20 protein-coding genes are annotated in these 22,383 nt (G+C 69.2%); 15 read left to right on the top strand and 5 right to left on the bottom strand.

Going from position 1 to position 22,383, the window contains the following annotated elements:
* A partial coding sequence (locus INR38_RS27605; RefSeq protein WP_207476055.1) for a DUF1631 family protein occupies positions 1-2,337 on the top strand: 2,337 nt, incomplete at its 5' end.
* Between the two features lie 129 nt (positions 2,338-2,466).
* Here INR38_RS27605 and dprA read toward each other — a convergent pair.
* Positions 2,467-3,684, bottom strand: coding sequence for a DNA-processing protein DprA (gene dprA / locus INR38_RS27600; RefSeq protein ID WP_207443238.1), 1,218 nt, complete (start codon positions 3,682-3,684; stop codon positions 2,467-2,469).
* Between the two features lie 25 nt (positions 3,685-3,709).
* On the bottom strand, positions 3,710-4,915 hold the full coding sequence (locus INR38_RS27595) for a LysM domain-containing protein (protein ID WP_207443237.1): 1,206 nt from the start codon (positions 4,913-4,915) through the stop codon (positions 3,710-3,712).
* Between the two features lie 199 nt (positions 4,916-5,114).
* Between INR38_RS27595 and def the strand changes: the two genes are divergently transcribed.
* From def to INR38_RS27555, 8 genes are all read left to right on the top strand, one after another.
* Positions 5,115-5,627, top strand: a complete 513-nt coding sequence (gene def, locus INR38_RS27590; RefSeq protein ID WP_012202765.1) for a peptide deformylase — start codon at positions 5,115-5,117, stop codon at positions 5,625-5,627.
* Positions 5,624-6,163, top strand: a complete 540-nt coding sequence (locus INR38_RS27585; protein WP_063327534.1) for a hypothetical protein — start codon at positions 5,624-5,626, stop codon at positions 6,161-6,163. Before def ends, INR38_RS27585 begins: the two co-directional genes overlap by 4 nt.
* 35 nt (positions 6,164-6,198) lie before the next feature.
* Complete coding sequence (gene fmt, locus INR38_RS27580; protein ID WP_197954007.1) at positions 6,199-7,182, top strand: methionyl-tRNA formyltransferase; 984 nt, start codon at positions 6,199-6,201, stop codon at positions 7,180-7,182.
* Positions 7,179-8,042, top strand: coding sequence for an AzlC family ABC transporter permease (locus INR38_RS27575; RefSeq protein WP_207443236.1), 864 nt, complete (start codon positions 7,179-7,181; stop codon positions 8,040-8,042). Before fmt ends, INR38_RS27575 begins: the two co-directional genes overlap by 4 nt.
* A complete protein-coding gene (locus INR38_RS27570) occupies positions 8,042-8,377 on the top strand; it encodes an AzlD domain-containing protein (protein WP_012202761.1) in 336 nt (111 codons plus the stop codon). The genes INR38_RS27575 and INR38_RS27570 overlap by 1 nt, the downstream gene beginning before the upstream one ends.
* Before the next feature lie 192 nt (positions 8,378-8,569).
* On the top strand, positions 8,570-9,763 hold the full coding sequence (locus INR38_RS27565) for a phosphoglycerate kinase (protein ID WP_207443257.1): 1,194 nt from the start codon (positions 8,570-8,572) through the stop codon (positions 9,761-9,763).
* Positions 9,764-9,882: 119 nt separating this feature from the next.
* A complete protein-coding gene (locus INR38_RS27560) occupies positions 9,883-10,422 on the top strand; it encodes a hypothetical protein (protein ID WP_207443235.1) in 540 nt (179 codons plus the stop codon).
* Positions 10,419-11,018: a FlgO family outer membrane protein gene (locus INR38_RS27555; protein WP_012202758.1), complete on the top strand. Its 600-nt coding sequence runs from the start codon at positions 10,419-10,421 to the stop codon at positions 11,016-11,018. The genes INR38_RS27560 and INR38_RS27555 overlap by 4 nt, the downstream gene beginning before the upstream one ends.
* Positions 11,019-11,092: 74 nt before the next feature.
* Here the strand turns inward: INR38_RS27555 and INR38_RS27550 are convergent, their stop codons facing one another.
* On the bottom strand, positions 11,093-11,974 hold the full coding sequence (locus INR38_RS27550) for a DMT family transporter (protein WP_207443234.1): 882 nt from the start codon (positions 11,972-11,974) through the stop codon (positions 11,093-11,095).
* Positions 11,975-12,062: 88 nt separating this feature from the next.
* Between INR38_RS27550 and pyrF the strand changes: the two genes are divergently transcribed.
* From pyrF to INR38_RS27530, 4 genes are all read left to right on the top strand, one after another.
* Complete coding sequence (gene pyrF / locus INR38_RS27545) at positions 12,063-12,890, top strand: orotidine-5'-phosphate decarboxylase (RefSeq protein ID WP_012202756.1); 828 nt, start codon at positions 12,063-12,065, stop codon at positions 12,888-12,890.
* 20 nt (positions 12,891-12,910) lie between these two features.
* Positions 12,911-13,816: a LysR substrate-binding domain-containing protein gene (locus INR38_RS27540; RefSeq protein WP_207443233.1), complete on the top strand. Its 906-nt coding sequence runs from the start codon at positions 12,911-12,913 to the stop codon at positions 13,814-13,816.
* A 155-nt stretch (positions 13,817-13,971) separates the two neighbouring features.
* Positions 13,972-14,955, top strand: coding sequence for a tripartite tricarboxylate transporter substrate binding protein (locus INR38_RS27535; RefSeq protein ID WP_207443232.1), 984 nt, complete (start codon positions 13,972-13,974; stop codon positions 14,953-14,955).
* Between the two features lie 150 nt (positions 14,956-15,105).
* On the top strand, positions 15,106-16,083 hold the full coding sequence (locus tag INR38_RS27530; RefSeq protein WP_183021318.1) for a succinylglutamate desuccinylase/aspartoacylase family protein: 978 nt from the start codon (positions 15,106-15,108) through the stop codon (positions 16,081-16,083).
* Between the two features lie 21 nt (positions 16,084-16,104).
* Here the strand turns inward: INR38_RS27530 and INR38_RS27525 are convergent, their stop codons facing one another.
* Positions 16,105-17,259 (bottom strand): FAD-dependent oxidoreductase, encoded by a 1,155-nt coding sequence (locus INR38_RS27525; protein WP_207443231.1) that lies wholly within the window; start codon positions 17,257-17,259, stop codon positions 16,105-16,107.
* Positions 17,260-17,267: 8 nt separating this feature from the next.
* Positions 17,268-20,381 carry an excinuclease ABC subunit UvrA gene (gene uvrA, locus INR38_RS27520; RefSeq protein ID WP_207443230.1) on the bottom strand — a complete coding sequence of 1,038 codons (3,114 nt, stop codon included), beginning with the start codon at positions 20,379-20,381 and terminating at the stop codon, positions 17,268-17,270.
* Positions 20,382-20,654: 273 nt separating this feature from the next.
* Here uvrA and INR38_RS27515 point away from each other — a divergent pair, with 273 nt between their 5' ends.
* A complete protein-coding gene (locus INR38_RS27515; RefSeq protein ID WP_043796511.1) occupies positions 20,655-21,830 on the top strand; it encodes an MFS transporter in 1,176 nt (391 codons plus the stop codon).
* Positions 21,831-21,990: 160 nt separating this feature from the next.
* The coding region (gene ssb / locus INR38_RS27510; protein WP_207476054.1) for a single-stranded DNA-binding protein at positions 21,991-22,383 on the top strand (393 nt) is incomplete at its 3' end.

Raw genomic sequence — 22,383 nt, 5'->3', positions numbered from 1 at the left:
CAGCAGGCGCGTTTGCATTGGGTGCGTGGACTGTGCAAGGGCCTGCCCGGCGTGGCCCAGCAGCTGCTGGGCCAGATGGAACAACAGGCCCAGGCCGTGGGCACCGCACGTGAAATGCAGGAGCGTCGCGAGGCCTGGTCCAGCTACCGCCAGCACCAGGCGGCCTGGCTGAATGCCTGCATGCAGGCGCTGCAGGGCGCACTGCAGCCGGGCAGGGCCACACCGGCCTCCGTGCCACAGCGCGGGGCGCTGCAGTTCGAGCTGCTCAGCGACGATGTGGTGGAGAACAAGATCCTGGCCTCCCGCATGGCGCTGGCCATGGGGGAAACCACGGCACCCGTCTTCGATACGCTGCGCCTGCGCATGCAGGCCATCGAAAACCAGGAACTGCCATCCGACGACATTCTGCGCAGCGAGTCCGTGTGCCGCCATCTGGTCGAGCAATGGCTCGCCAGCGGCCTGCAGCGCGGCGATCTGCAGCGCGTGAACGATCTGCTGCAGACAGCCCTGGCACCGCTGCTGGTGGCCGGATACCAGGCGGCCCACCAGCTGCTGGACGGCCAGGGCGTCACCCGTTCGCAGGACGTGGCCATGCGGGTGCGGCGCACCGAGGGCGGCCACTCCACGCGCGCCATGGGCCTGGGCCCGGCCACGGCGCCTGTCTCGACCTCGCAGCCTTCCTCGGCCTATGCGCCCACGCAGATGGGCGGCGTGCCGGGCGCTGCCGCCTCCTATCCGCCCAACGGAGCACTGCCCCAGGGCCAGATGCCCGTGGGCCTGACAACACTTTCGCGCGCACGCCACCGCGCCCATGAAGTCGTGGGCCAACTGCGCCGCCTGCTCATGCAGCCTGGCGTGGGCGTGCCGGGCCTGGTGCCCGGCGTGGGCGGCGTGGGCGGTGGCCTGCAGCAGGCCCCCGCATCGGCCGCGCTGACCCAGGCCCTGCTGGAGCAGCGCGTCGTGGCCCAGACGCAGTACCAGCAGATGCTGGCCCGGGGACTGACCACGCTGCAAATCGATGCCAGCCCGGCCGCCATCGGCCAATTGGTGGGCCAGGTGCGCGAGCGCTCGGCCGAGCTCAAGCGCAAGGCCACCACCTCGGGTGAAAAGGCCACCATCGAGATCGTGGCCCTGATGTTCCAGGCCATCCTGACCGAGGATCGCATCCCGCCCTCGGTGCGCGTCTGGTTTGCCCGGCTGCAGGTGCCCGTGCTGCGCGTGGCCCTGGCCGAGCCGGAATTCTTCAGCAACCTGCGCCACCCGGCCCGGCTGCTGATCGACCGCCTGGGTTCGTGCGTGATGGGGTTCGACGCCTCCAGCATCAGCGGCAGCGCGCTGGAGTCGGAGATCCGGCGCATCGTCCAGGTCATCGAGCAGTACCCGGAGACCGGCCAGAAGGTCTTCGTGCTGGTGCTGCGCGAGTTCGAGGACTTCCTGGCACGCTACCTGACCCAGTCGCAGGACAAGGCCAAGATCGTCAGCGTGGCCCAGCAGGTGGAGCAAAAGGAAACCCTGGCCATCCAGTACACGATAGAGCTGCGCCACCTGCTCACCGACATGCCGGTGCGCGAGGAGATCCGCGAGTTCCTGTTCAAGACCTGGACCGAGGTGCTGGCCCTGGCCGCCGTTCGCCACGGCGCCAAGGACGCGCGCACCATGCGCTTCAAGCAGGCCGCCAGCGAACTGGTCTGGGCCGCCAGCGCCAAGCCCACGCGCCAGGAACGCTCGCGCGTGATCCAGACGCTGCCGACGCTGCTGCAGACACTGCGCGAAGGGCTGGCCCTGATCGGCGTCACGGGCGAGGGGCAGTCCGCACGCATCAAGCTGGTCACCGACACGCTGGCCGAAGCCTTCGTCTCCAAGACAGCGACCATCGCACCGGCCCGCATCGAGGCCATGGCCCAGCGGTTGTCCCATCTGGAGCAGTACATCAGCGAAGACGGCATGCTCGACGAGGACATGCCGCTGTCGCCCGAGAACATCGAGATGATCCTGGGCGTGGACACGGCCGGGCTCAACGTCATCCCGAGCACCAACACCCCCGTGGACCCGGTGATGCTGGAGTGGGCCACCTCGCTGGAGCCGGGCCGCTGGTTCACGCTGGACCACAACGGCGCGCGCATCCAGGTGCAATACACCTGGCGCAGCCGCCGCAAGCAGCTGCACCTGTTCGCCGCGCTCGATGGCACCTGCCACCTGCTGCAGCTGCGGCGCATGGCCTCCTACCTGCAGTCCGGCCTGCTGTCCGTGCATGACGAAGAGGCGCTCACGGTGCGCGCGACGCGCGATGCGCTGGAGAAGATTCAGGCGAACCCTGAAAGGCTAAGCTCCCCCTGAGGCGCTACGCGCCTTCCCCCTCTCTACCCGCTTCGCGGGGGAGGGGGACGATGCCATCGGCTAGGCGCCCCCACCGCGAGGCGGCTCTTGCTCGGCATCTCCCGCTTGGGGACGCGCCAGTTTTTGAGATCAGGCCTGGGCCAGGCGCTGGAACAGGCCGCCGGGCAGGCGCTCCACGCGGCCTTCCAGTTCAAGCTCCAGCAGGTGGGCCTGCAGGGCTGCGGCATCCATGCCTGTGCGGTCCATGAGTTCGTCCAACGACAACGGGTCGTGGGCCAGGGCACGCAGGGTGGCGTCGTTCTCATGGTCCTGGGCGGAATGAACAGCTGCCGCTGCCGCCGCTGCTGCCGGTACGGGCTTGGCAAGCGGCAGGCGCACGGCCGTGCCCTGCAGCTCATCGAGCACGTCCTGCGCCGTTTCCACGAGCTTGGCGCCCTGGCGCAGCAGCGCATGGCAGCCGCGCGACTGGGGCGCGTGGATGGAGCCGGGGATGGCAAAGACCTCGCGGCCCTGTTCGCTGGCCAGCCTGGCCGTGATCAGCGAGCCCGATTGCAGGGCCGCCTCGACCACCAGCGTGCCCTGGGACAGGCCCGCAATGATGCGGTTGCGCTGCGGAAAGTGCGCGGCCATGGGGCCGGTGCCCAGCGGATATTCGCTGACGATCAGCCCATGGCTGGCCACTTCGCGGGCCAGGCCGATGTGGCGCCGTGGATAGACCTGGTCCAGGCCCGTGCCCACGACGGCAATGGTGACGGGCGCCGCCTGGGCGCCCGTGCGCAGCACCGCTCGCAGTGCGCCCTCATGGGCAGCGCCATCCACGCCCTGCGCCAGTCCGGAGACGATGCACAGGCCGGCCTCGGCCAGCGCCTGCGCCATGGCGCGCGCATTGGCCGCGCCCTGGACCGTCGGCCCGCGGCTGCCGACCATGGCCAGGGACTGTGGATAGGGGAACCAGGGACCAGAACCTGCCATGCAGCGCTCGCTGCCCTGCACATGCAGCAGCAGCGGCGGATCTTCGGTCTGCAGCAGCGCCTGCGGATACTGGGGATGGCCCAGCGCAAGCACGGCATGCGACTGCCCGGAAGCGGGCTGGTCCAGCCATTGCGCTGTGGCCGCCACAAGCTGCTCCAGGCGCTGGGGCACGGTCTGCAGCGAATGGGCCTGTGCCGCCGTCACCAGGCCTTGCCAGGCGGCTGGAGGGCCGCTCCAGATGTTCTGCGCGCCACCGCAGGCCGCCAGCAGGCGCCGCGCCGTGGTGCGGCCCACACCGGGCGTCAGCAGCAGCCGAAGCCAGGCGGACAGCTCCTCGGCAGCGAGCCGGTCGTTGGACTGCAAGGCGGCCGCCATGGCGTTGCCGGCAGGCCGCTGGGGCTCAGGGAGCCGGCGAGGTCAGGCTGTCGCCCACCTCGACGCCGCGCCGTGCCTCCAGGATCAGCGCGTAGGAGACGCGATCGAAGGTGCGGAACACCATGGCGTAACCATTGCGTTCGTCAGGCAGCTGCACTTCTTCCTTCTTGTCGCCCGTCTTGTCCACGATGCGCGCGCCACGGCGGATCAGCTCCAGCACCGTGCCCACGTCCATGCCGTCCTGCGTGCCCTTGTTGATGGCAATGACCTGGTTGTTGGCCGCCCAGCGCACGGCCTGGTCGCCGTACAGGGACACCACATGGGCCTTCACGGCAGCCTGCGGCGCATGCGGCGCATAGTTCATGTAGGTTCGTTCCGGTGCGGGCAGCAGGCGGTCGCCAGCACGCATCTCGGTCTTGGCGCGCGACAGGTCCACCGTGGCGGGAGAGGCCTGCTCGTGCTTTTCGCCCTTGCTGTCCACGATCTCCAGCGAGGTCTCGCCCTCGATGAGATCGGCCAGGCCCAGGTACTTGGCCTCGTAGCCCAGCACCTCACCGGAGATGGGATCCTTGAGCGCCACCGCATCGCGGAAGACACGGTACTGGCGCGGCAGGCCGTCGCCCTTGCGCAGCGGCGCCTCGGCGGTGCCGCGTGCATAGGCGCGGTCACCGCTGGCCATGAGCACGCGCTCGTCCGTGGTGGCGATGAGGCGGGGTGCGCGCAGCAGCGTTTCGGCATCCACCACCAGCGGCTCGGCCAGGAAGGGCTCGATCAGATGGGGCTGCAGCGTGGGCAGGGCCGCCTGGGCCAGCGACTCGCTGCGCGTGCTCGGAGACACGCGCACCACACCGGGCTCGCCGCCGTCGCCCATGGGACGCGCCGTGCTCAGGCGGGCATAGCCATCACGCTTGTCCAGGTACAGCACCTGGCCCGGATAGATGAGGTGGGGATTGGCGATGGCCTGCATGTTCATGCCCCACAGCTCGGGCCAGCGCCAGGGACGGCGCAGGTACATGCCGGAGATGCCCCACAGCGTGTCGCCGCGCTTGACGGTGTAGCTGTCGGGCGCATCGGGCGCCAGCTCGCCCACGGGAACGCCCTGCTGGGCCACCTGCTGGGCAGCCGAGCGCTGCGATGCCGTCACCGGAAGCTGCTGCGCGTGGGCCGCCGCGAACGCAGCGATCAGGGCCGTTGCGACAGTCCAGGTACGAGCTGTGGCGAATGCAGTCATGGAATTCCTCTTCTTGTGGCTGACGCAGCGTCCCTCCTAGGCACTGCGGCACGGCCGATCTTGTCATGAACGGCCATACAGGTCTTACAAATCAGCAAAGATTCTGCGTGCAAGGCCATGAGAGGGCAACGCTTATTGCGTCGTCCCGCTGCGCCCAGGCAGAAAAGTGGCGAAAATAACGACATTCACCGACCACGCCATGTCCATTCTGCCCATTCTTTGCTATCCCGACCCCCGCCTGCACACCGTCGCCAAGCCGGTTGCCAAGGTCGATGACCGCATTCGCCAGCTGGTCCAGGATATGTACGCCACCATGTATGACGCCCAGGGCGTGGGCCTGGCAGCCACCCAGGTGAACGTGCACGAGCGCGTGGTCGTGGTCGATGTCTCCGAAGGCCGTGACGAGCCCTTTGCGCTGATCAACCCGGAACTGCTCTGGGCCAGCGAGGAAACGCAGCTGGGCGAAGAAGGCTGCCTGTCGGTGCCCGGCATCTACGACGGCGTCGAGCGCTCCACCGCCATCAAGGTCAAGGCGCTGGACGAGAACGGCAACGAACGCATCATCGAGGCCGAAGGCTTCAAGGCCATCTGCATCCAGCATGAGATGGACCACCTGATGGGCAAGGTCTTCGTCGAGTACCTGTCGCCGCTCAAGCGCAACCGCATCAAGACCAAGCTGCTCAAGCAGCAGAAACAGGCAGAACGCGCATGACCCACCTGCCAGCGCTTCGCTTCATGCCGCGCTGGAAGATGGACGGCGCGGGCCTCGTTGCCTGGGCGCTGCTTGCCCTTGCCTTGTCCCTGCTGCTTGCCGGCTGCGCCGTGCCCGAGTGGCAAAAGCCCGGCACGCCGCGCTCCGAGATCGAGCGCTCCATGGGCCGCCCGACCCTGAGCCTGCCGCTGGACGGTGGCGGCACGCGCCTGGTCTACAGCCGGCAACCTGCGGGCCAGCAGGTCTACCACATGGATTTCGACGCCAGCCAGCGCCTGGTGCGCGTGGAGCAGGCGCTCACCATCGAACGCTTCCACGCCCTGCGCAATGGCGAGGACACCCGCGAAAGCGTGCGTCAGCTCTTCGGCCCGCCTGCGCTGATCGAGAGGGTCTACAGTTTCAACGGCGACATCTGGACCTACCGTATTCTGGAAAATGGCATTCGCCGCCAGGCCCATGTGCATATCGACCCCGCCGGCGTGGTGCGCCGCGTGATGTTCACCGACGAAGTGTTCAACGACGACGACCGTCGCTGAGCCTGCACACCGTCCCACTGTCCCTACTGGATTGCATGAGAGTCATTTTTGCCGGCACGCCCGAGTTCGCGCGCGTTGCCCTTGAACGCCTGCTCGCCGCGGGCTTTACCGTCCCCCTGGTGCTGACCCAGCCCGACCGTCCCGCCGGGCGCGGCATGAAGCTGCAGGCCTCGCCCGTCAAGCAGTGCGCGCTGGAGCATGGCATTGCCGTGGCCCAGCCGCGCAGCCTGCGCCTGGACGGCAAATACCCCGAAGAGGCCGCCGCCGCCCGCGCCGCCATCGAAGCGGCCCAGGCCGATGTCATGGTCGTGGCCGCCTACGGGCTGATCCTGCCGCAGTGGGTGCTCGATACGCCCCCGCGCGGCTGCCTGAACATCCACGCCAGCCTGCTGCCGCGCTGGCGCGGCGCCGCCCCCATCCACCGCGCCATCGAGGCCGGCGATGCCGAGACCGGCGTCACCATCATGCAGATGGACGCGGGCCTGGACACGGGCGACATGTGCCTGGTCGAGCGCCTGCCCATCACCGCCGACGACACCACGGCCAGCCTGCACGACAAGCTGGCCGACCTGGGCGGGCGCCTCATCGTCGAGGCGCTGGAGATGAGCGCCTGCGGAGGCCTGCCGCGCACGCCCCAGCCCGCCGAGGGCGTGAACTACGCGCACAAGATCGAAAAGGCCGAAAGCCAGATCGACTGGCGCCAGGATGCCGAGGCCATTGCCCGGCGCCTGCGCGCCTTCAACCCCTTCCCGGGCGGCGCCACGCAGTACGGCGATGAAGCCATCAAGGTCTGGGAGGCTCACGCCGACCCCGCCATCGCCGTGGCGACGGCAGCCCCGGGCACCGTGCTGTCCGCAGGCGCCGACGGCGTGCGCGTGGCCTGCGGCCATGGCGTGCTGTGCATGACGCTGCTGCAGCGCGCGGGCGGCAAGCGGCTGGCGGCGGGCGATTTTCTGCGCGGTTTCGATCTGCCTGAAGGAGCCGTTCTGGACGGCGCTGCCAGCGGCGGCACGCCATGAACCTGCAGCCCCTGGTGAAACGCGCACGCGGCATTGCGCGCGATCCCGCCTTCATGACCGGCGTGCGCGACATGTCGGGCACGGCGCTGGGCATAGGCGCCTGGGGCCTAGTCACGGGCGTGGCCATGATCAAGAGCGGCATGTCCCTGCCGCTGGCGCTGTTCATGGGCCTGCTGGTCTATGCCGGCAGTGCCCAGCTGGCCGTGCTGCCGCTGATGGCCGTGGGCGCGCCCATGTGGGTGGTCTGGTTCACGGCCATCTGCGTGAACCTGCGCTTCGTCATCCTCAGCAGCATGTGGCGCAGCTACTTTGCCCACCTGCGCCTGCGCCACCGCCTGGCCATCGCCTATTTCAGCGGCGACGTGATCTTCGTGGGCTTCATGAAACGCTACCCCGATGCCCGGCCCCAGCCCGAGCAGCTGCCCTATTTCTGGGGTGCCGCCTCGACCAACTGGCTGGCCTGGCAGATCCCGTCCACGCTGGGCATCCTGCTGGCCGACCAGGTGCCCCTGTCCTGGGGCCTGGGCTTTGCGGGCGTGCTGGCCCTGATGGGCGTGCTGCTGTCCATGCTCAACGACCGTGCCACCTGGGTGGCAGGCGTGGTTGCGGCCAGCGCGGCCGTGGCGGCCTTTGCGCTGCCGCTCAAGCTCAATATCCTCGTGGCCATCGCTGCAGCCGTGGCCGCAGGCCTGCTGGCAGAAACGCTGCAGCAGCGCCTGCGCGCACTGCAGGCGCCTGAAAAAGGGGAGTCGAGCCCGGTGATTCTCCCGCCCGATATAGCCCATGGCGAGCGCCATGCCCGGCTGCCGCTGGACGAAGACGCCCGGCCCGTGGAAACCAAGGAAAAGGAAACGCTCTGATGGATCTGTCCTGGCTGTGGCCCTGGCTGGCCTGCGTGGGCCTGGCGGCCATCACGCTGTTCACACGCGCCTTCTTCCTGATTCCCGAGCGCGAAGTGCCCTTGCCGCAATGGCTCAAGCGCGGCCTCAAGTACGCGCCGCTGGCGGCCCTGGCGGCCGTGATTGCGCCCGAGATCGTGATGACCAACGGCCGGCTGATCTCCACCGTGGTCGATGCGCGCCTGCCGGCCCTGGCTTGCGCGGTCATGTATTTTTTTTACAAGCGCAGCATCATGGGAACGATCGCGCTTGGCATGGCGGTCTATCTGCCACTGCATATCGGCCTGGGCTGGTAGGCGCAGCGCGGCCCAGAGCGGCCGAGAGCGCCCGGCTCCCCGGCTGAAACCGGATTACAGGCGCTCCCGATGCCCCGGATCGCCGGTGCGCCCGCCAGCTGCCAGGACGGGCACGCCGCCTACAATGGCCGCGCTTTACCTCTTTTTCGTTTCAATTCCATGGCGATCGCCACCGATCGCAACGCCGCCGTCATGAACATTCTCCGTTTCTCCGATCTGTGCGCCCAGGGCAAGGCCCAGGGCCAGCGCGTCTTCATCCGCGCCGACCTCAACGTGCCCCTGAACGATGCCGGCGAGATCACCGAGGACACGCGCGTGCGCGCCTCCGTGCCCGCCATCGAGATGGCACTGAAGGCCGGCGCCGCCGTGATGGTGACCAGCCATCTGGGCCGCCCCACCGAAGGCGAGTTCAAGCCGGCCGATTCGCTGGCGCCCGTGGCCCGCCGCCTGGGCGAGCTGCTGGGCCGCGAAGTGCCCCTGGTCGCCGACTGGGTGGACGGCGTGCAGGTGGCGCCCGGCCAGGTCGTGCTGCTGGAGAACTGCCGCGTGAACGTGGGCGAGAAGAAGAACAAGGAAGAACTGGCCCGCAAGCTGGCCGCGCTGTGCGACATCTTCGTGCACGACGCCTTCGGCACTGCCCACCGTGCCGAAGGCACGACCTACGGCATCGCCCAGTTCGCGCCCATTGCCTGCGCGGGCCCCCTGCTGTCGGCCGAGATCGACGCCATCACCAAGGCCCTGGCCAACCCGCGCCGCCCGCTGGCCGCCATCGTGGCCGGCTCCAAGGTGTCGACCAAGCTGACCATCCTGCAGTCGCTGGCCAAGAACGTGGACCAGCTCATCGTGGGCGGCGGCATTGCCAACACCTTCATGCTGGCGGCGGGCCTGAACATCGGCAAGAGCCTGGTCGAGGCCGACCTGGTCGGCGAGGCCCGCGCCGTGATCGACGCCATGGCCGCACGCGGCGCCGAGGTGCCGATTCCCACCGACGTGGTGGTCTCCAAGACCTTTGCGGCTGACGCGCCCGCCACCGTCAAGAAGGCCACCGAAGTGGCTGACGACGACATGATCCTGGACATCGGCCCCGAGACCGCCGCCCGCCTGGCCGAGCAACTGCGCAAGGCTGGCACCATCGTCTGGAACGGCCCCATGGGCGTGTTCGAGTTCGACCAGTTCGCCAACGGCACCAAGGTCGTGGCCCAGGCGATTGCCGAGTCCGACGCCTTCAGCATCGCCGGTGGCGGCGACACCCTGGCCGCCATCGCCAAGTACGGCATCGAGGACAAGGTCGGCTACATCTCCACGGGCGGCGGCGCCTTCCTGGAGGTGCTGGAAGGCAAGACCCTGCCCGCCTTCGAGATCCTGCAAAAGCGCGCCAACGGCTGAGCACGGCAACATCCGGATACGGGGCACTTTCTTGTCAGTGCCTCGCGGCGAAGCCACAATCGACACTTTGCGCAGCTGCAGCAATCCGCCGCAGCGCGCCCCGCACCGAGGAGAAATCCATGCGATCGTTCAAATCCGCTGGCGGCCTGGCCCTGGCGGGCCTCTGCCTGGCCCTGGCGGGCTGCGTCAATGCACCGATGACCAGCTACTTCGAAGCCACGGCCCAGCCCAAGATCGGCGCTGCCGGCCACTGGGACTCCGTGGCCAACGATGTCGTCGCCAAGACGCTGGAAACACTGCAAAAGACCGGCATCGAGCGCACCACGCCGGTCCATGTGGCCCTGCCGGCCGAGCCCAGCCAGTTCGACAAAGGCTTTCGTGAGCTGATCATCACCAAGCTCGTGCAAAGCGGCGTGACCGTCATGCAGCAGCCGGCCCAGGCCCAGCTGCAGGTGAGCTACGGCGCCCAGGTCGTGCGCCACGGCAAGCGCCTGCCCAACCCCGAACTCGTGCTGACGACGACGGTGGTGCGCAACAACCAGTACCTGGCGCGCAAGACCGACGTCTACTACCTCGAAAAGAGCGACGCCGTGCTGTTCACGGCCGAGGACGAGCGCCCCGAATTCCCCGCCAAGACCCTGAAGGTGGTGGGCCAATGACGCTGCGCACGCCCCTCCTGCCGGCCGCGCTGGCTGCCGCGGCCCTGCTGTCCGCCTGCGCCGTGCCCGCTCCCGCGACCACGCCCGAATCGTCGGCCGCGCGCCGCGGCGAGCCCACCTACCAGTCGGCCGCAGCCAACCCCTTCATCGCCAGCAGCCGCGCTGCCGTGGACGAGCTGGTCAAGGGCCTGAACACCGAGGAACTGGGCGAGGCGCCCGTGCTCGTGGCCACCGTGGTCAACGTCAACGACCTGACGCGCTCGGCCCCCCTGGGCCGCACGCTCAGCGAGCTGTACGCTTCCCAGCTGTCCGCCAAGGGCTACAACGTCAAGGAGCTGAAGCTGCGCGGCGATGTGTACGTCAAGGAAGGCACGGGCGAGCTGCTGCTGTCGCGCGAGATCAAGGACATCGCCCGCAACCACAATGCGGCCCTGGTCCTGGTGGGCACGTACTCGGCGGCTGCCAAGTACACCTATGTGAGCCTGAAGCTGGTTCGCACCGACGACAGCCGCATCGTACGCAGCCACGACTACGCGCTGCCCAACAACATCGACATCCAGCGCCTGCTGGGCGCCCCGGCCACGGCGCAGCGCTGAGGCCCTGCAGCCTGACTGCGCCCGTGTGCGCAGTCAGGCTGCGTCTTCTTCTCCCGACCTTCCCCTGCTTGCCCTCAGCGGACGCGCGCCGGCCACAGCACCGAGGCGATGGCCACCACCATCAGCGCCACGGCCGTCCAGTCCTGCCAGTGCAGCACCTCGCCCAGCCACCAGGCGCCGCTGAACACGCCCAGCACGGGGATCATCATCACGCTCAGCGTGGACGCCACGGGCGGCAGGCTGCGCGCCAGGAAGAACCAGACCGTCTGGCCAAAGCCCAGCACCAGCACGCCGTTGAAGACGATGGCGCCCGTGGCCTGGGCGTCGGGCCAGTGCCACAGGTGGCGCTCGAAGACGAAGGCCAGCACCGTGAGCGTCAGCGCGGTCAGCGCCACCATCCACAGCGTCATCGTCAGCAGGGGCACGGGCACCTCGGCGCGGCGCAGCTTCTGCGTGCCGAAGGCCCAGCTCAGCGCGGCGGCCAGCATCAGGCCCACGCCGATGGGGCGGCTGCCCAGGGCGCCGACCTCGTGCCACAGCAGCAGGAGCACGCCCGCCAAGGCCGCCGCAACACCCGCCCAGGCACGCGGCGCCAGCCGGTCATGGAAGAACAGGCTGCCCAGCACGGCCGAGAAGATGGGCATGGTGTAGCCCAGGATGGCCGCCCGCCCGCTGGAGAGCATGGGGATGGCAATGATGATCAGGCTGTTCCACAGCACCATATTGAACAGCGTCAGCTGCGCCAGCCGGGGCCAGTAGGCACGCGGCACGGCCAGCGGCAGGCGGCGCCAGACCACGAAGGCCGCCAGGATGGGCAGTCCCACCCACATCGAGGCCATACGGAAACTCAGCGGCGGGAAATGCTGCACGCCCAGCTTCATCACCGGCCAGTTGATGCCCCAGATCAGGGTCAGCGCGATCAGCAAAAGGATTTGTCGGGCGGTGAAGGCAGGCATAGGCCGCCGATTGTGCCCGCGGGCCGCCAGGCCCGCTGGATGCCCGACGACAGGCCCCGGGAAGGGCCGATCGCTAAAATCGCGCCCCATGACCTTTCTCGACATGCTGCGCAATGCCACCGCCCAGAACCAATCCATGCTGTGCGTGGGCCTGGACCCCGAACCCAGCCGCTTTCCTGCGGCCATGCGCGGCGATGCAAGCAAAATCTACGACTTCTGCGCCGCCATCGTCGACGCCACGGCCGACCTGGTGAACTCCTTCAAGCCCCAGATCGCCTACTTCGCGGCCCACCGCGCCGAAGACCAGCTGGAAAAGCTCATGGCCCACATGCGCGCCGTCGCTCCCCATGTGCCCATCATCCTGGACGCCAAGCGCGGCGACATCGGCTCCACGGCCGAGCAATACGCCAAGGAAGCCTTCGAGCGCTACGGCGCCGACGCCGTGACCCTGTCGCCCTTCATGGGCTTCGACTCCATCACGCCCTACCTGCAGTACGAGGGCAAGGGCGCCTTCCTGCTGTGCCGCACCTCCAACCCCGGCGGTGACGACCTGCAGGCCCAGCGCCTGGCCGACCTGCCGGGCCAGCCCCACCTGTTCGAGCATGTGGCGCGCCTGGCGCAAGGCCCCTGGAACACCAACGGCCAGCTCGGCCTGGTGGTGGGCGCCACGCGCCCGCAGGAGATCGAGCGCGTGCGTGAATTCGCGCCCTCGCTGCCGCTGCTGATTCCCGGCGTGGGCGCCCAGGGGGGCGATGCCGTGGCCACGGTCAAGGCGGCGCGCATCGGCGGCGGCCCCATCATCATCAATTCCTCGCGTGCGGTGCTCTATGCATCGCAGGGCGACGACTTCGCTGCCGCCGCGCGCACCGCCGCCCAGGCCACGCGCCAGACGCTGCAAGACGCAGCCGCTGCCTGAGACGGCAGGGAAGCCCGGCCATGCAAGGCAAATGGCTGGAAGACTTCCTGCTGCTGGCCCAGGAGCGCAGCTTCACGCGCGCGGCCGAGCTGCGCCATGTCACCCATCCGGCCTTCGGGCGTCGCATCCGCGCGCTGGAGGCCTGGGCCGGCACGCCCCTGGTCGAGCCCGGCGGCGGCCCCGTGCGGCTGACGCCGGCCGGTGAAGCCTTCCGCGACACGGCCGAGCAACTGGTGCGCACGCTGGCCCAGTCGCACGATGAACTGCAGGCCGTGGCCGGGCGCCAGGCCCGCGTGATCACCCTGGCCACGGGACGCACGCTGGCGCGCACCATCGTGGCCGACTGGCTGACGCGCCACGGCAGCGTGCTGCAGACGGCCGAGCTGCGCGTGGTCACACGCACGCTGGACGAGACCGTGGCCATGCTGCAGCGCGGCGAAGTCAGCTTCACGCTGGTCTACCACCACGCCGCCATTGGCGTGCGCCTGGACGGCCGCCAGTTCAGCTACCTGACGGTGATGCAGGACAGGCTGGTCCCCGTGGCCCGCGCCGATGCCCAGGGCCGTCCGCTGTACGAGCTGTCGGCCAGCCACCAGCCCCTCGCTCCCGTGCCCTACCTGGCCTTCTCGCACAGCATGGCCCTGGGCCGGCTGGTGGAAGACCACCTGGCCCGGCATCCGCTGGCGCCGCGCCTGCGCCGCTGCGTGGACTGCGACTCGGCCGACGCCCACTACGAATACGTGCTGCGCGGCCTGGGCCTGGCCTGGATGCCGTGGTCCATGGTGCGCGGCGACTGCCAGGCCGGCCGCCTGGCCGTGGCCGGCGACCCGGGCCTGGAAGTGCACTTCGACGTGCGCCTGTACCGTCCCAAGCGCCACCTTGGCCCCGCGGCCGAGCAGTTCTGGAGCGACATCACGGGCGCCTGACGGGTGCATGCATGCGCCCTCCTGGTGCAAACCCGCACCGTGCTGTGGAACAAGAGCGTTTTGGTGCTGCAATGGCTCCGCCTCGTGCCGAATCAGCACCAAATGCCTGGGTAGTCCTTCGCACAATCAATCTCATACATTTCAGGAATAACCCCATGCCCAGCAAATCCCTCCTGCGCCGCACCGCCCTGGCCTGCGGCCTGCTGATCGCCGCTACCGGCAGCGCCTTCGCCGACGACGCCGCCAGCTACCCCAACCGTGCCATCACCATGATCGTGGGCTACCCCGCCGGCGGCAGCACCGACCTGGTGGGCCGCTTCGTGGCCGATGGCCTGGCCTCGCGCCTGGGCCAGCCCGTGGTGGTGGAGAACCTGGGCGGCGCCGGCGGCGCCATCGGCGCGCAAAAGGCCGTCAAGGCCACGCCCGATGGCTACACGCTGTTCGTGGGCGCCAACAACGAGCTGGCCATCGCACGGCTGATCAACAAGAGCATCAAGTACTCCATCGGCGACTTCACGCCCATCGGCATGATCGGCTCCCAGCCCATGGTGCTGGTGGCCTCGCAGAAGGCCGGCGTCAAGACAGCCGCCGAGTTCAGCGCCCTGGTGGCCAAGAACCCGGGCAAGTTCAGCTACGGCAGCTCGGGCGTGGGCACGGCACTGCACCTGGCCGGTGAAATGATCAAGGAGCAGGGCAAGCTGCACATGACCCACATCCCCTACCGCGGCGTGGCGCCCCTGACCACGGACCTGGTGGGCAACAACATCGAGTTCGGCATGTTCGTGCTGTCCTCGGGCCTGCCCCAGATCCGCGCGGGCAAGGTCATCGCCCTGGGCACGACGGAGGCCAAGCGCTCGTCCATCACGCCCGACATCCCGGCCCTGTCCGAGCTGCCCCAGTACAAGAACGTGGACATCAACGTCTGGTTCGCGCTGATGGCGCCCAAGGGCCTGCCCGCACCCGTGGCCGCCAAGGTCAAGAAGGCGCTGGACGAGACCATGGCCTCGCCAGAGTTCCGCAAGAAGATGGAAGAGGCAGGCTCGGTGGTGGCCGATCCCAAGACGGATGCCGGCAAGTACATCAACGCCGAGATCGCCAAGTACACAAAAATCGTCCAGTTTGCCCATATTGAGAACTAAATAACCCCCTGAGTCGCTTCGCGCCTTCCCCCTTGAAGGGGGACGACAGCCTCGCTGCGGGGCGGCCCTTGCTCGCTGTCCCTCGCCTGGGTCACGCCAGTTCCAAAGGCAGTGCGCATTGCATCAGGGTTGTAGACCACGGAGTGAGTGATGGAAACTTTGCGATTTGACCTTCCCCTGCCCGACCTGAGCGCCTGGCGCGCGGGCAATACCGGTACCGAGGGCGTGTGGCAATTCGACTCGGGACGCCCGGGCCGCCACGTGATGATTTCCGCGCTGGTGCACGGCAACGAGATCTGCGGCGCCTGGGCCGTGTCCGGGCTGCTTCAGGCCCTGCACAACGGCCTGGCGCTGGACAACGGCCGCCTGACCCTGGTGCTGGCCAACCTCGATGCCTTCGACCGCTTCGACGCGGCCAGCCACGATGCCTCGCGCTTCGTGGACGAGGACATGAACCGCCAGTGGATAGACGCACGCATCGACGAGGGCAGCACCCGCGAACGCCGCCGCGCCGCCGCGCTGCGCCCCTTCGTGCAGCAGGCCGACTGGCTGCTGGACCTGCATTCCATGCACGAGCCCTCGGCCCCGCTGCTGCTGACCGGCATGCAGCCGCGCAACCGCGATCTGGCACGCCAGATGGGCGCGCCGGCGAACATCGTCGTGGATGCCGGCCACAAGGACGGCACGCGGCTGCGCGACTACGGGCGCTTCGGCCTGCCCGACGCCGAGGCCGGCGACTCGCGCTCGCTGCTGATCGAATGCGGCTTCCACGGCGATCTGGCCAGCCGCGACGTGGCGCACGACCAGTGCCTGCGTTTCCTCGAAGTGGCCGCCATCTTCGACAACGGCGCGCTGCACGCCGCCCTGCCCGGCTGGAAGCAGGCCGACGCACCGGCCCAGTGGGCGCTGGAAGTCACGGCGCCCGTGGTGGCCAAGAGCAGCGGCTTTCGCTTCACGGCGCCGTTCACGGGGCTGGAGCGCTTCGAGAAGGCCGGCACGGTGATCGGCGACAACGATGGCGAGCCGGTGATCACGCCCTATGGCGACTGCGTGCTGGTCATGCCCTCGGTGCGCCAGGCGCGTGCGGGCGTGACCGTGGTGCGCTTTGCGCGGCGCTCGCCGCTCTGAGCGGCACGCTTCAACCGAACCTCAGCCGCGCTGACAGCGCGCGGGCGACAGCCGTTCAGGCTGCACGCCCTGCGCGGCCAGGCGCGCATCCAGCGGCTCGCCGCGCAGCAGGTTGCGCGCCAGCAGGCTGTAGCCGAAGGCGCTCTGTATGCCGTAGCCGCCCTGGGCGGCCACCCAGAAAAAGCCCGGCAGCGGCGCAGGCGAGGCATCCCAGCCCACGGCCATCTCCCCGTCGGTCACGAAGCTGCGCAGCCCGGCCCAGGTGTGAGAGGGGCGGCGGATCTGCAGCGTGGTCACTTCCTCGATGCGCCAGATGCCCGTGGCCACGTCCAGTTCCTCGGGCGCCACGTCCTGCGGCGCCACGGGGTCGGCGTTGGCGGGCGAGCCCAGCAGCTGGCCTGCATCGGGCTTGAAGTAAAAGCCCTCGTCGGCGCTGATCACGGCGGGCCAGTGCGCGGCGTCCATGCCTTCGGGCACGGCAAAGGTGAAGGCACTGCGCCGCTTGGGCACCAGGCCGATGGGCGCTGCGCCCGCCAGCGCGCCCAGCGCATCGGCCCAGGCGCCGGCCGCGTTGACCACGCAGCGCGTACGCACCTGGCTGCCGTCGGCCAGGTCCACGGTCCAGACACCTGCGGCATGCGCCAGCGCACGGACCTCGGCGCTGCAGCGCAGCTCGCCGCCGCACTGGCGCAGGCCGCGCAGGAATCCCTGGTGCAGGCCATGCACGTCGATGTCGCGCGCGCCGTCGTCCGCAAAGCCATCGACCAGCAGCGCGGTATTCAGGCAGGGCACCAGGGCCTTGAGTTCATCGGGGCCCAGGCGCCGCGCCTGGGGCGAGTGCAGGAGCGCCTCGGCATGGGCGGCATCGAGCAGGTCCTTCTGCGCGGCCGTGCCCACATAGAGCACGCCGCGCGGCGCCAGGATGGGCGCCTGCACAAAGCCTTGCGGCGGCTGCTCGTAGAAGGCGCGGCTGGCGCGCGTCAGCGCCTGGACCTGCAGCGGGCCATAGTGCTCCTCATACAGCGCGGCCGAGCGGCCCGTGCTGTGGTAGCCGGGCTGGGATTCGCGCTCCAGCACCAGCACCGAGGCGCCGCCATCGCGCGCCAGCTGCCAGGCCACCGAGGCACCGGCCATGCCCGCGCCCACCACCACGAAATCACGGATGCTGCTGTCCATGGCCGGCCTCACTTTGCGTTCTTGCGGCCTGGCTTGGCCTGCGCGGGAGCCGCCGCTGCCTCCAGATAGGGCCGCAGATAGCGCCCCGTGTGGCTGGCCGGGTTGGCGGCCACGTCCTCGGGCGTGCCCGTGGCCACCACCTGGCCGCCGCCCGAGCCGCCTTCGGGGCCCATGTCGATGATCCAGTCGGCCGTCTTGATCACGTCCAGGTTGTGCTCGATGACCACGATGGTGTTGCCCGCATCGCGCAGCTGCTGCAGCACCTTGAGCAGCAGGGCGATGTCGGCGAAGTGCAGGCCCGTCGTGGGCTCGTCCAGGATGTAGAGCGTGCGCCCCGTGTCGCGCTTGGACAGTTCCTGGGCCAGCTTGACGCGCTGCGCCTCGCCGCCCGACAGCGTGGTCGCGCTCTGGCCCAGGCGGATATAGGACAGGCCCACGTCCAGCAGGGTCTGCAGCTTGCGGGCGATGGTGGGCACGTCCTTGAAGAAGGCATGGGCGTCCTCCACCGTCATCTCCAGGATCTGGGAGATGTTGCGGCCCTTCCACTGCACCTCCAGCGTCTCGCGGTTGTAGCGCTGGCCGTTGCAGATGTCGCAGGGCACGTAGACATCGGGCAGGAAGTGCATCTCCACCTTGACCACGCCATCGCCCTGGCAGGCCTCGCAGCGGCCGCCGGCCACGTTGAACGAGAAGCGCCCGGGGCCGTAGCCGCGCTCCTTGGCGGTGTTGGTCTCGGCCATCAGGTCGCGGATGGGCGTGAACAGTCCCGTGTAGGTGGCCGGGTTGCTGCGCGGCGTGCGGCCTATGGGCGACTGGTCCACATTGATGACCTTGTCGAAATGGCCCATGCCGATGATGTCGTCGTGCGGAGCAGCCTCGCCGCCGGCACGGTGGATCTGGCGCGCGGCCTCGGTATAGAGCGTGTCGTTGACCAGGGTGCTCTTGCCCGAGCCCGAGACGCCGGTCACGCAGGTCAGCAGGCCCACGGGAAAGTCCGCCGTCACGCCCTTGAGGTTGTGGCCACGTGCGCCCACCACGCGCAGGGCCTGCAGTTGCGGCGCGCCGGGGGCGGTTGCGTTGTCGGGATTGGCGGGGGGCTGCTGGGCGCGGGCAGGGAAGCCCTTGGCCGCTGGCCGGGCCTCGCCCTCGGCCGTTGCCTCCAGCACAGGTTGCCAGGGCGTGCGCCGCGCAGGCACTTCGATGCGCTGGGTGCCCGCCAGGTAGCGGCCCGTGGGTGAATCGGGGTTGGCGCGCACCTCTTCGTAGCTGCCCTGGGCCATGACGCGGCCGCCATGCACGCCCGCGCCGGGCCCCAGGTCGATGATCTGGTCGGCCGCGCGCATCATGTCCTCGTCGTGCTCGACCACGATGACGCTGTTGCCGATGTCGCGCAGGTGCTGCAGCGTGCCGATGAGCTTGTCGTTGTCGCGCTGGTGCAATCCGATGCTGGGCTCGTCCAGCACATACATCACGCCCGTCAGGCCGCTGCCGATCTGGCTGGCCAGGCGGATGCGCTGGGCCTCGCCGCCGGACAGGGTGTCCGCGCCGCGCTCCAGGCTCAGGTAGCTCAGGCCCACGTCGTTGAGGAACAGCAGGCGCGAGGCGATCTCGCGCACCACCTTGCCCGCGATCTCGGCCTTGGCGCCCGACAGCTGCAGGGACGCGCACCAGGCATGGGCCTCGGCCAGCGTGGCGTGGCCCACCTCGTAGATGGCGCGGGCCTGCTCGCCCTCGCCGATGCGCACGAAGCGCGCCTCGCGGCGCAGCCGCGTGCCGCCGCAGTCGGGGCAGACGGCGACGCTGCGCAGCCGCGCCAGATCATCGCGCACCACGCTGGACTCGGTCTCGCGCCAGCGCCGCGTGATGTTGGGAATGATGCCCTCGAAGGGATGGCTCTTGACCATGGACTCGCCCTTGCGCGCGCCGCTGTCGAAGACGTAGCTGAAGGGCATTTCCTCCTCGCCCGAGCCCCAGAGCACCACATGGCGCACCTTCTCGGGCAGCTCCTCGAAGGGCAGCTCCACATCGGTGCCGTAGTGGCGCGCCACGCTCTCGAGCATGGAGAAGTAGTAGCCGTTGCGCCGGTCCCAGCCCTTGACGGCGCCGCTGGCCAGACTCAGCGTGGGGAAGGCGACCACGCGCTCGGGGTCGAAGGACTCCGTGCAGCCCAGGCCATCGCAGCCCGGACAGGCGCCCATGGGCGAGTTGAACGAGAACAGGCGCGGCTCCAGCTCGGGCAGCGAATAGCTGCACAGCGGGCAGGCGAACTTGGCGCTGAAGAGGTGTTCCTTGCCGCTGTCCATCTCCAGTGCGATCACGCGGCCGCCGGCGTCGGCGCCACCCGCGCGCAGGGCGGCCTCGAAGCTTTCGGCCAGGCGCTGCTGGGCGTCGGCGCGCACCTTGAGGCGGTCGATCACCACGTCGATGTCGTGGCGCTCGTTCTTCTCCAGCGCGGGCAGGGAATGGGACTCGTGGATCTTGCCGTCGATGCGAAAGCGCACATAGCCCTGGGCCTGCATCTGCGCGAACAGCTCGGCGAACTCGCCCTTCTTGTTGCGCGCCAGCGGCCCCAGCACCATGAGGCGCGTGTCCTCGGGCAGGGCCAGGGCCGCATCCACCATCTGGCTGATGGTCTGGGACTGCAGCGGCAGGTTGTGGTCGGGGCAGTAGGGCGTGCCGGCGCGTGCGAACAGCAGGCGCAGGTAGTCGTTGATCTCGGTCACCGTGCCCACGGTGGAGCGCGGGTTGTGGCTGGTGGCCTTCTGCTCGATGCTGATGGCGGGCGACAGGCCCTCGATCAGGTCCACATCGGGCTTGTCCAGCCGCCCCAGGAACTGGCGCGCATAGGCCGACAGGCTCTCCACATAGCGGCGCTGGCCCTCGGCATACAGCGTGTCGAAAGCCAGGCTGGACTTGCCCGAGCCCGACAGCCCGGTGATCACCACCAGCCGGTTGCGCGGAATGTCCAGGTCGATGTTCTTGAGGTTGTGCGTGCGCGCACCGCGGATGGCGATGCGTGACTGCGCCAGCGCCAGGCCAAGGTAGCGGCCGTCGGGCTGGGAGCGGGAGTCGGCGGCCCGGTCCAGGCCGCCGTCTTCGGAAATCGTGTGGGAACCAGGCATCGGGAAAACCCCTGCGAAGGCGAACCCGCCATGATAGGTCAGAACCCGTGCCACCGCATGGCGGCTCGGTCTGCGGGGCGGCAGGGCCTACTGCGGCGCCCCTTCACAAAACTGTCTTGCACTGCCTTGCATAACCCAGCCACCCCGCAGCGCCGGCCTATGGGCGAGAATGGCGGATTGCTTGCCCCCACAACAGTGCACCCCGTGCTCGATTCCCCCACACCCGTCCACGGCGCCCAGGCGCCAGCCCCCTCCTCGGCCGCATCGGGCCGCATGACCCCGCAGGAACGCCGATCCAGCGCCAGCCTGGCGCTGATCTTTGCGCTGCGCATGCTGGGCCTGTTCCTGGTGCTGCCGGTGTTCGCGCTGGAGGCGCGCAAATACCCGGGCGGGGATGATCCGGCCATGATCGGCCTGGCCATGGGCCTGTACGGGCTCACCCAGGCCGTGTTCCAGCTGCCCCTGGGCCTGGCTTCGGACCGCTTCGGGCGCAAGCGCGTCATCGTCGCCGGGCTGCTGGTCTTTGCGGCGGGCAGCCTGCTGGCGGCCACGGCCGACTCGCTGCTGGGCCTGATGTGGGGCCGGGGCCTGCAGGGCGCGGGCGCCGTCTCGGCCGCCGTGACCGCGCTGCTGGCCGACCTCACGCGCGACAGCGTGCGCACCAAGGCCATGGCCATGGTGGGCGGCAGCATCGGACTCATGTTCGCGCTGGCCCTGGTGCTCAGCCCCTTGCTGGCGGCCTGGGGCGGGCTGCCTGGCATCTTCGGCCTGACCTGCGCCCTGGCGCTGGCGGGCATTGCCGTCGTGCTCTGGGTCGTCCCGCCCGAGCCCGCGCGCCACGCCGACCAGCCGCGCGGCCGCATGGCCGAGCTGTGGCGCCACGGCGACCTGGTGCGGCTGAACCTGGGCGTGTTCGTGCTGCACACCGTGCAGATGTCCATGTGGGTGGCCGTGCCCGCCATGCTGGTGCAGGCAGGCCTGGACAAGCAGGCGCACTGGCATGTCTACCTGCCGGCCGTGGTGCTGTCCTTCGCCGCCATGGGCGGCCTGTTCGCCATGGAGCGGCGCGGGCGCCTGCGCGCGGCCCTGCTGGGCGCCATCGCCCTGATCACCCTCGTGCAGATCGGCCTGGGCCTGCTGGCGGCCGGCGGCGCGCAGCCGCCGCTGTGGGCCATGGCCGTGCTGATGTTCGTGTTCTTCTGCGGCTTCAACGCGCTGGAGGCCACCCAGCCCAGCCTGGTCTCTCGCATGGCCCCGGCCCCGCTGCGCGGCGCGGCGCTGGGCGCCTACAACACGCTGCAATCGCTGGGCCTGTTCGCAGGCGGCGCGCTGGGCGGCGCCGTCGCCAAATGGGCCGGCATGCCGGGCCTGTTCACCCTGACGAGCGTCCTGGCCGTGCTGTGGCTGGTCGTCACCTGGCCGCTGCGCCCCGTGGGCCGCCACGGCTGAACGGCGGATTTTCAGACGGTTACAAGCCTCCGCCACAGGCGGTTGCCACGGGATATCCGCCCCCTGTCATCGGCGGACGGCTTGCGGCACAATGGCGCGTCTGGCCCGGGATCCATCCCTCTATGCCCGGGCCACTTCCCTATGTAAAGGTATTTCACTCATGGCATCCGTCAACAAAGTCATCATCGTCGGCAACCTCGGACGCGACCCCGAAATGCGCACCTTCCCGAGTGGCGATCAGGTGGCCAACGTGACCATCGCCACCACCGACCGCTGGCGCGACAAGAACACGGGCGAGAACAAGGAAGCCACCGAGTGGCACCGCGTGGTCTTCAACGGCCGCCTGGCTGAAATCGTGGGTCAGTACCTGCGCAAGGGCAGCCAGGTCTATGTCGAAGGCAGCCTGCGCACGCGCAAGTGGACCGACCAGGCCAGCGGCCAGGAACGCTACGCCACCGAAATCCGCGCCGACAGCATGCAGATGCTGGGCAGCCGCCAGGGCGGCGGCGGTGGCCAGCAAGGCGGCGGCTACGGCGATGAAGGCTACGGCCCG

Source organism: Delftia sp. SD018 (assembly GCF_017355445.1).
Taxonomy (GTDB): domain Bacteria; phylum Pseudomonadota; class Gammaproteobacteria; order Burkholderiales; family Burkholderiaceae_C; genus Comamonas; species Comamonas acidovorans.
The sequence above is the reverse complement of the archived record's forward strand: the minus strand, read 5'-3'. Positions and strand labels throughout refer to the sequence as shown.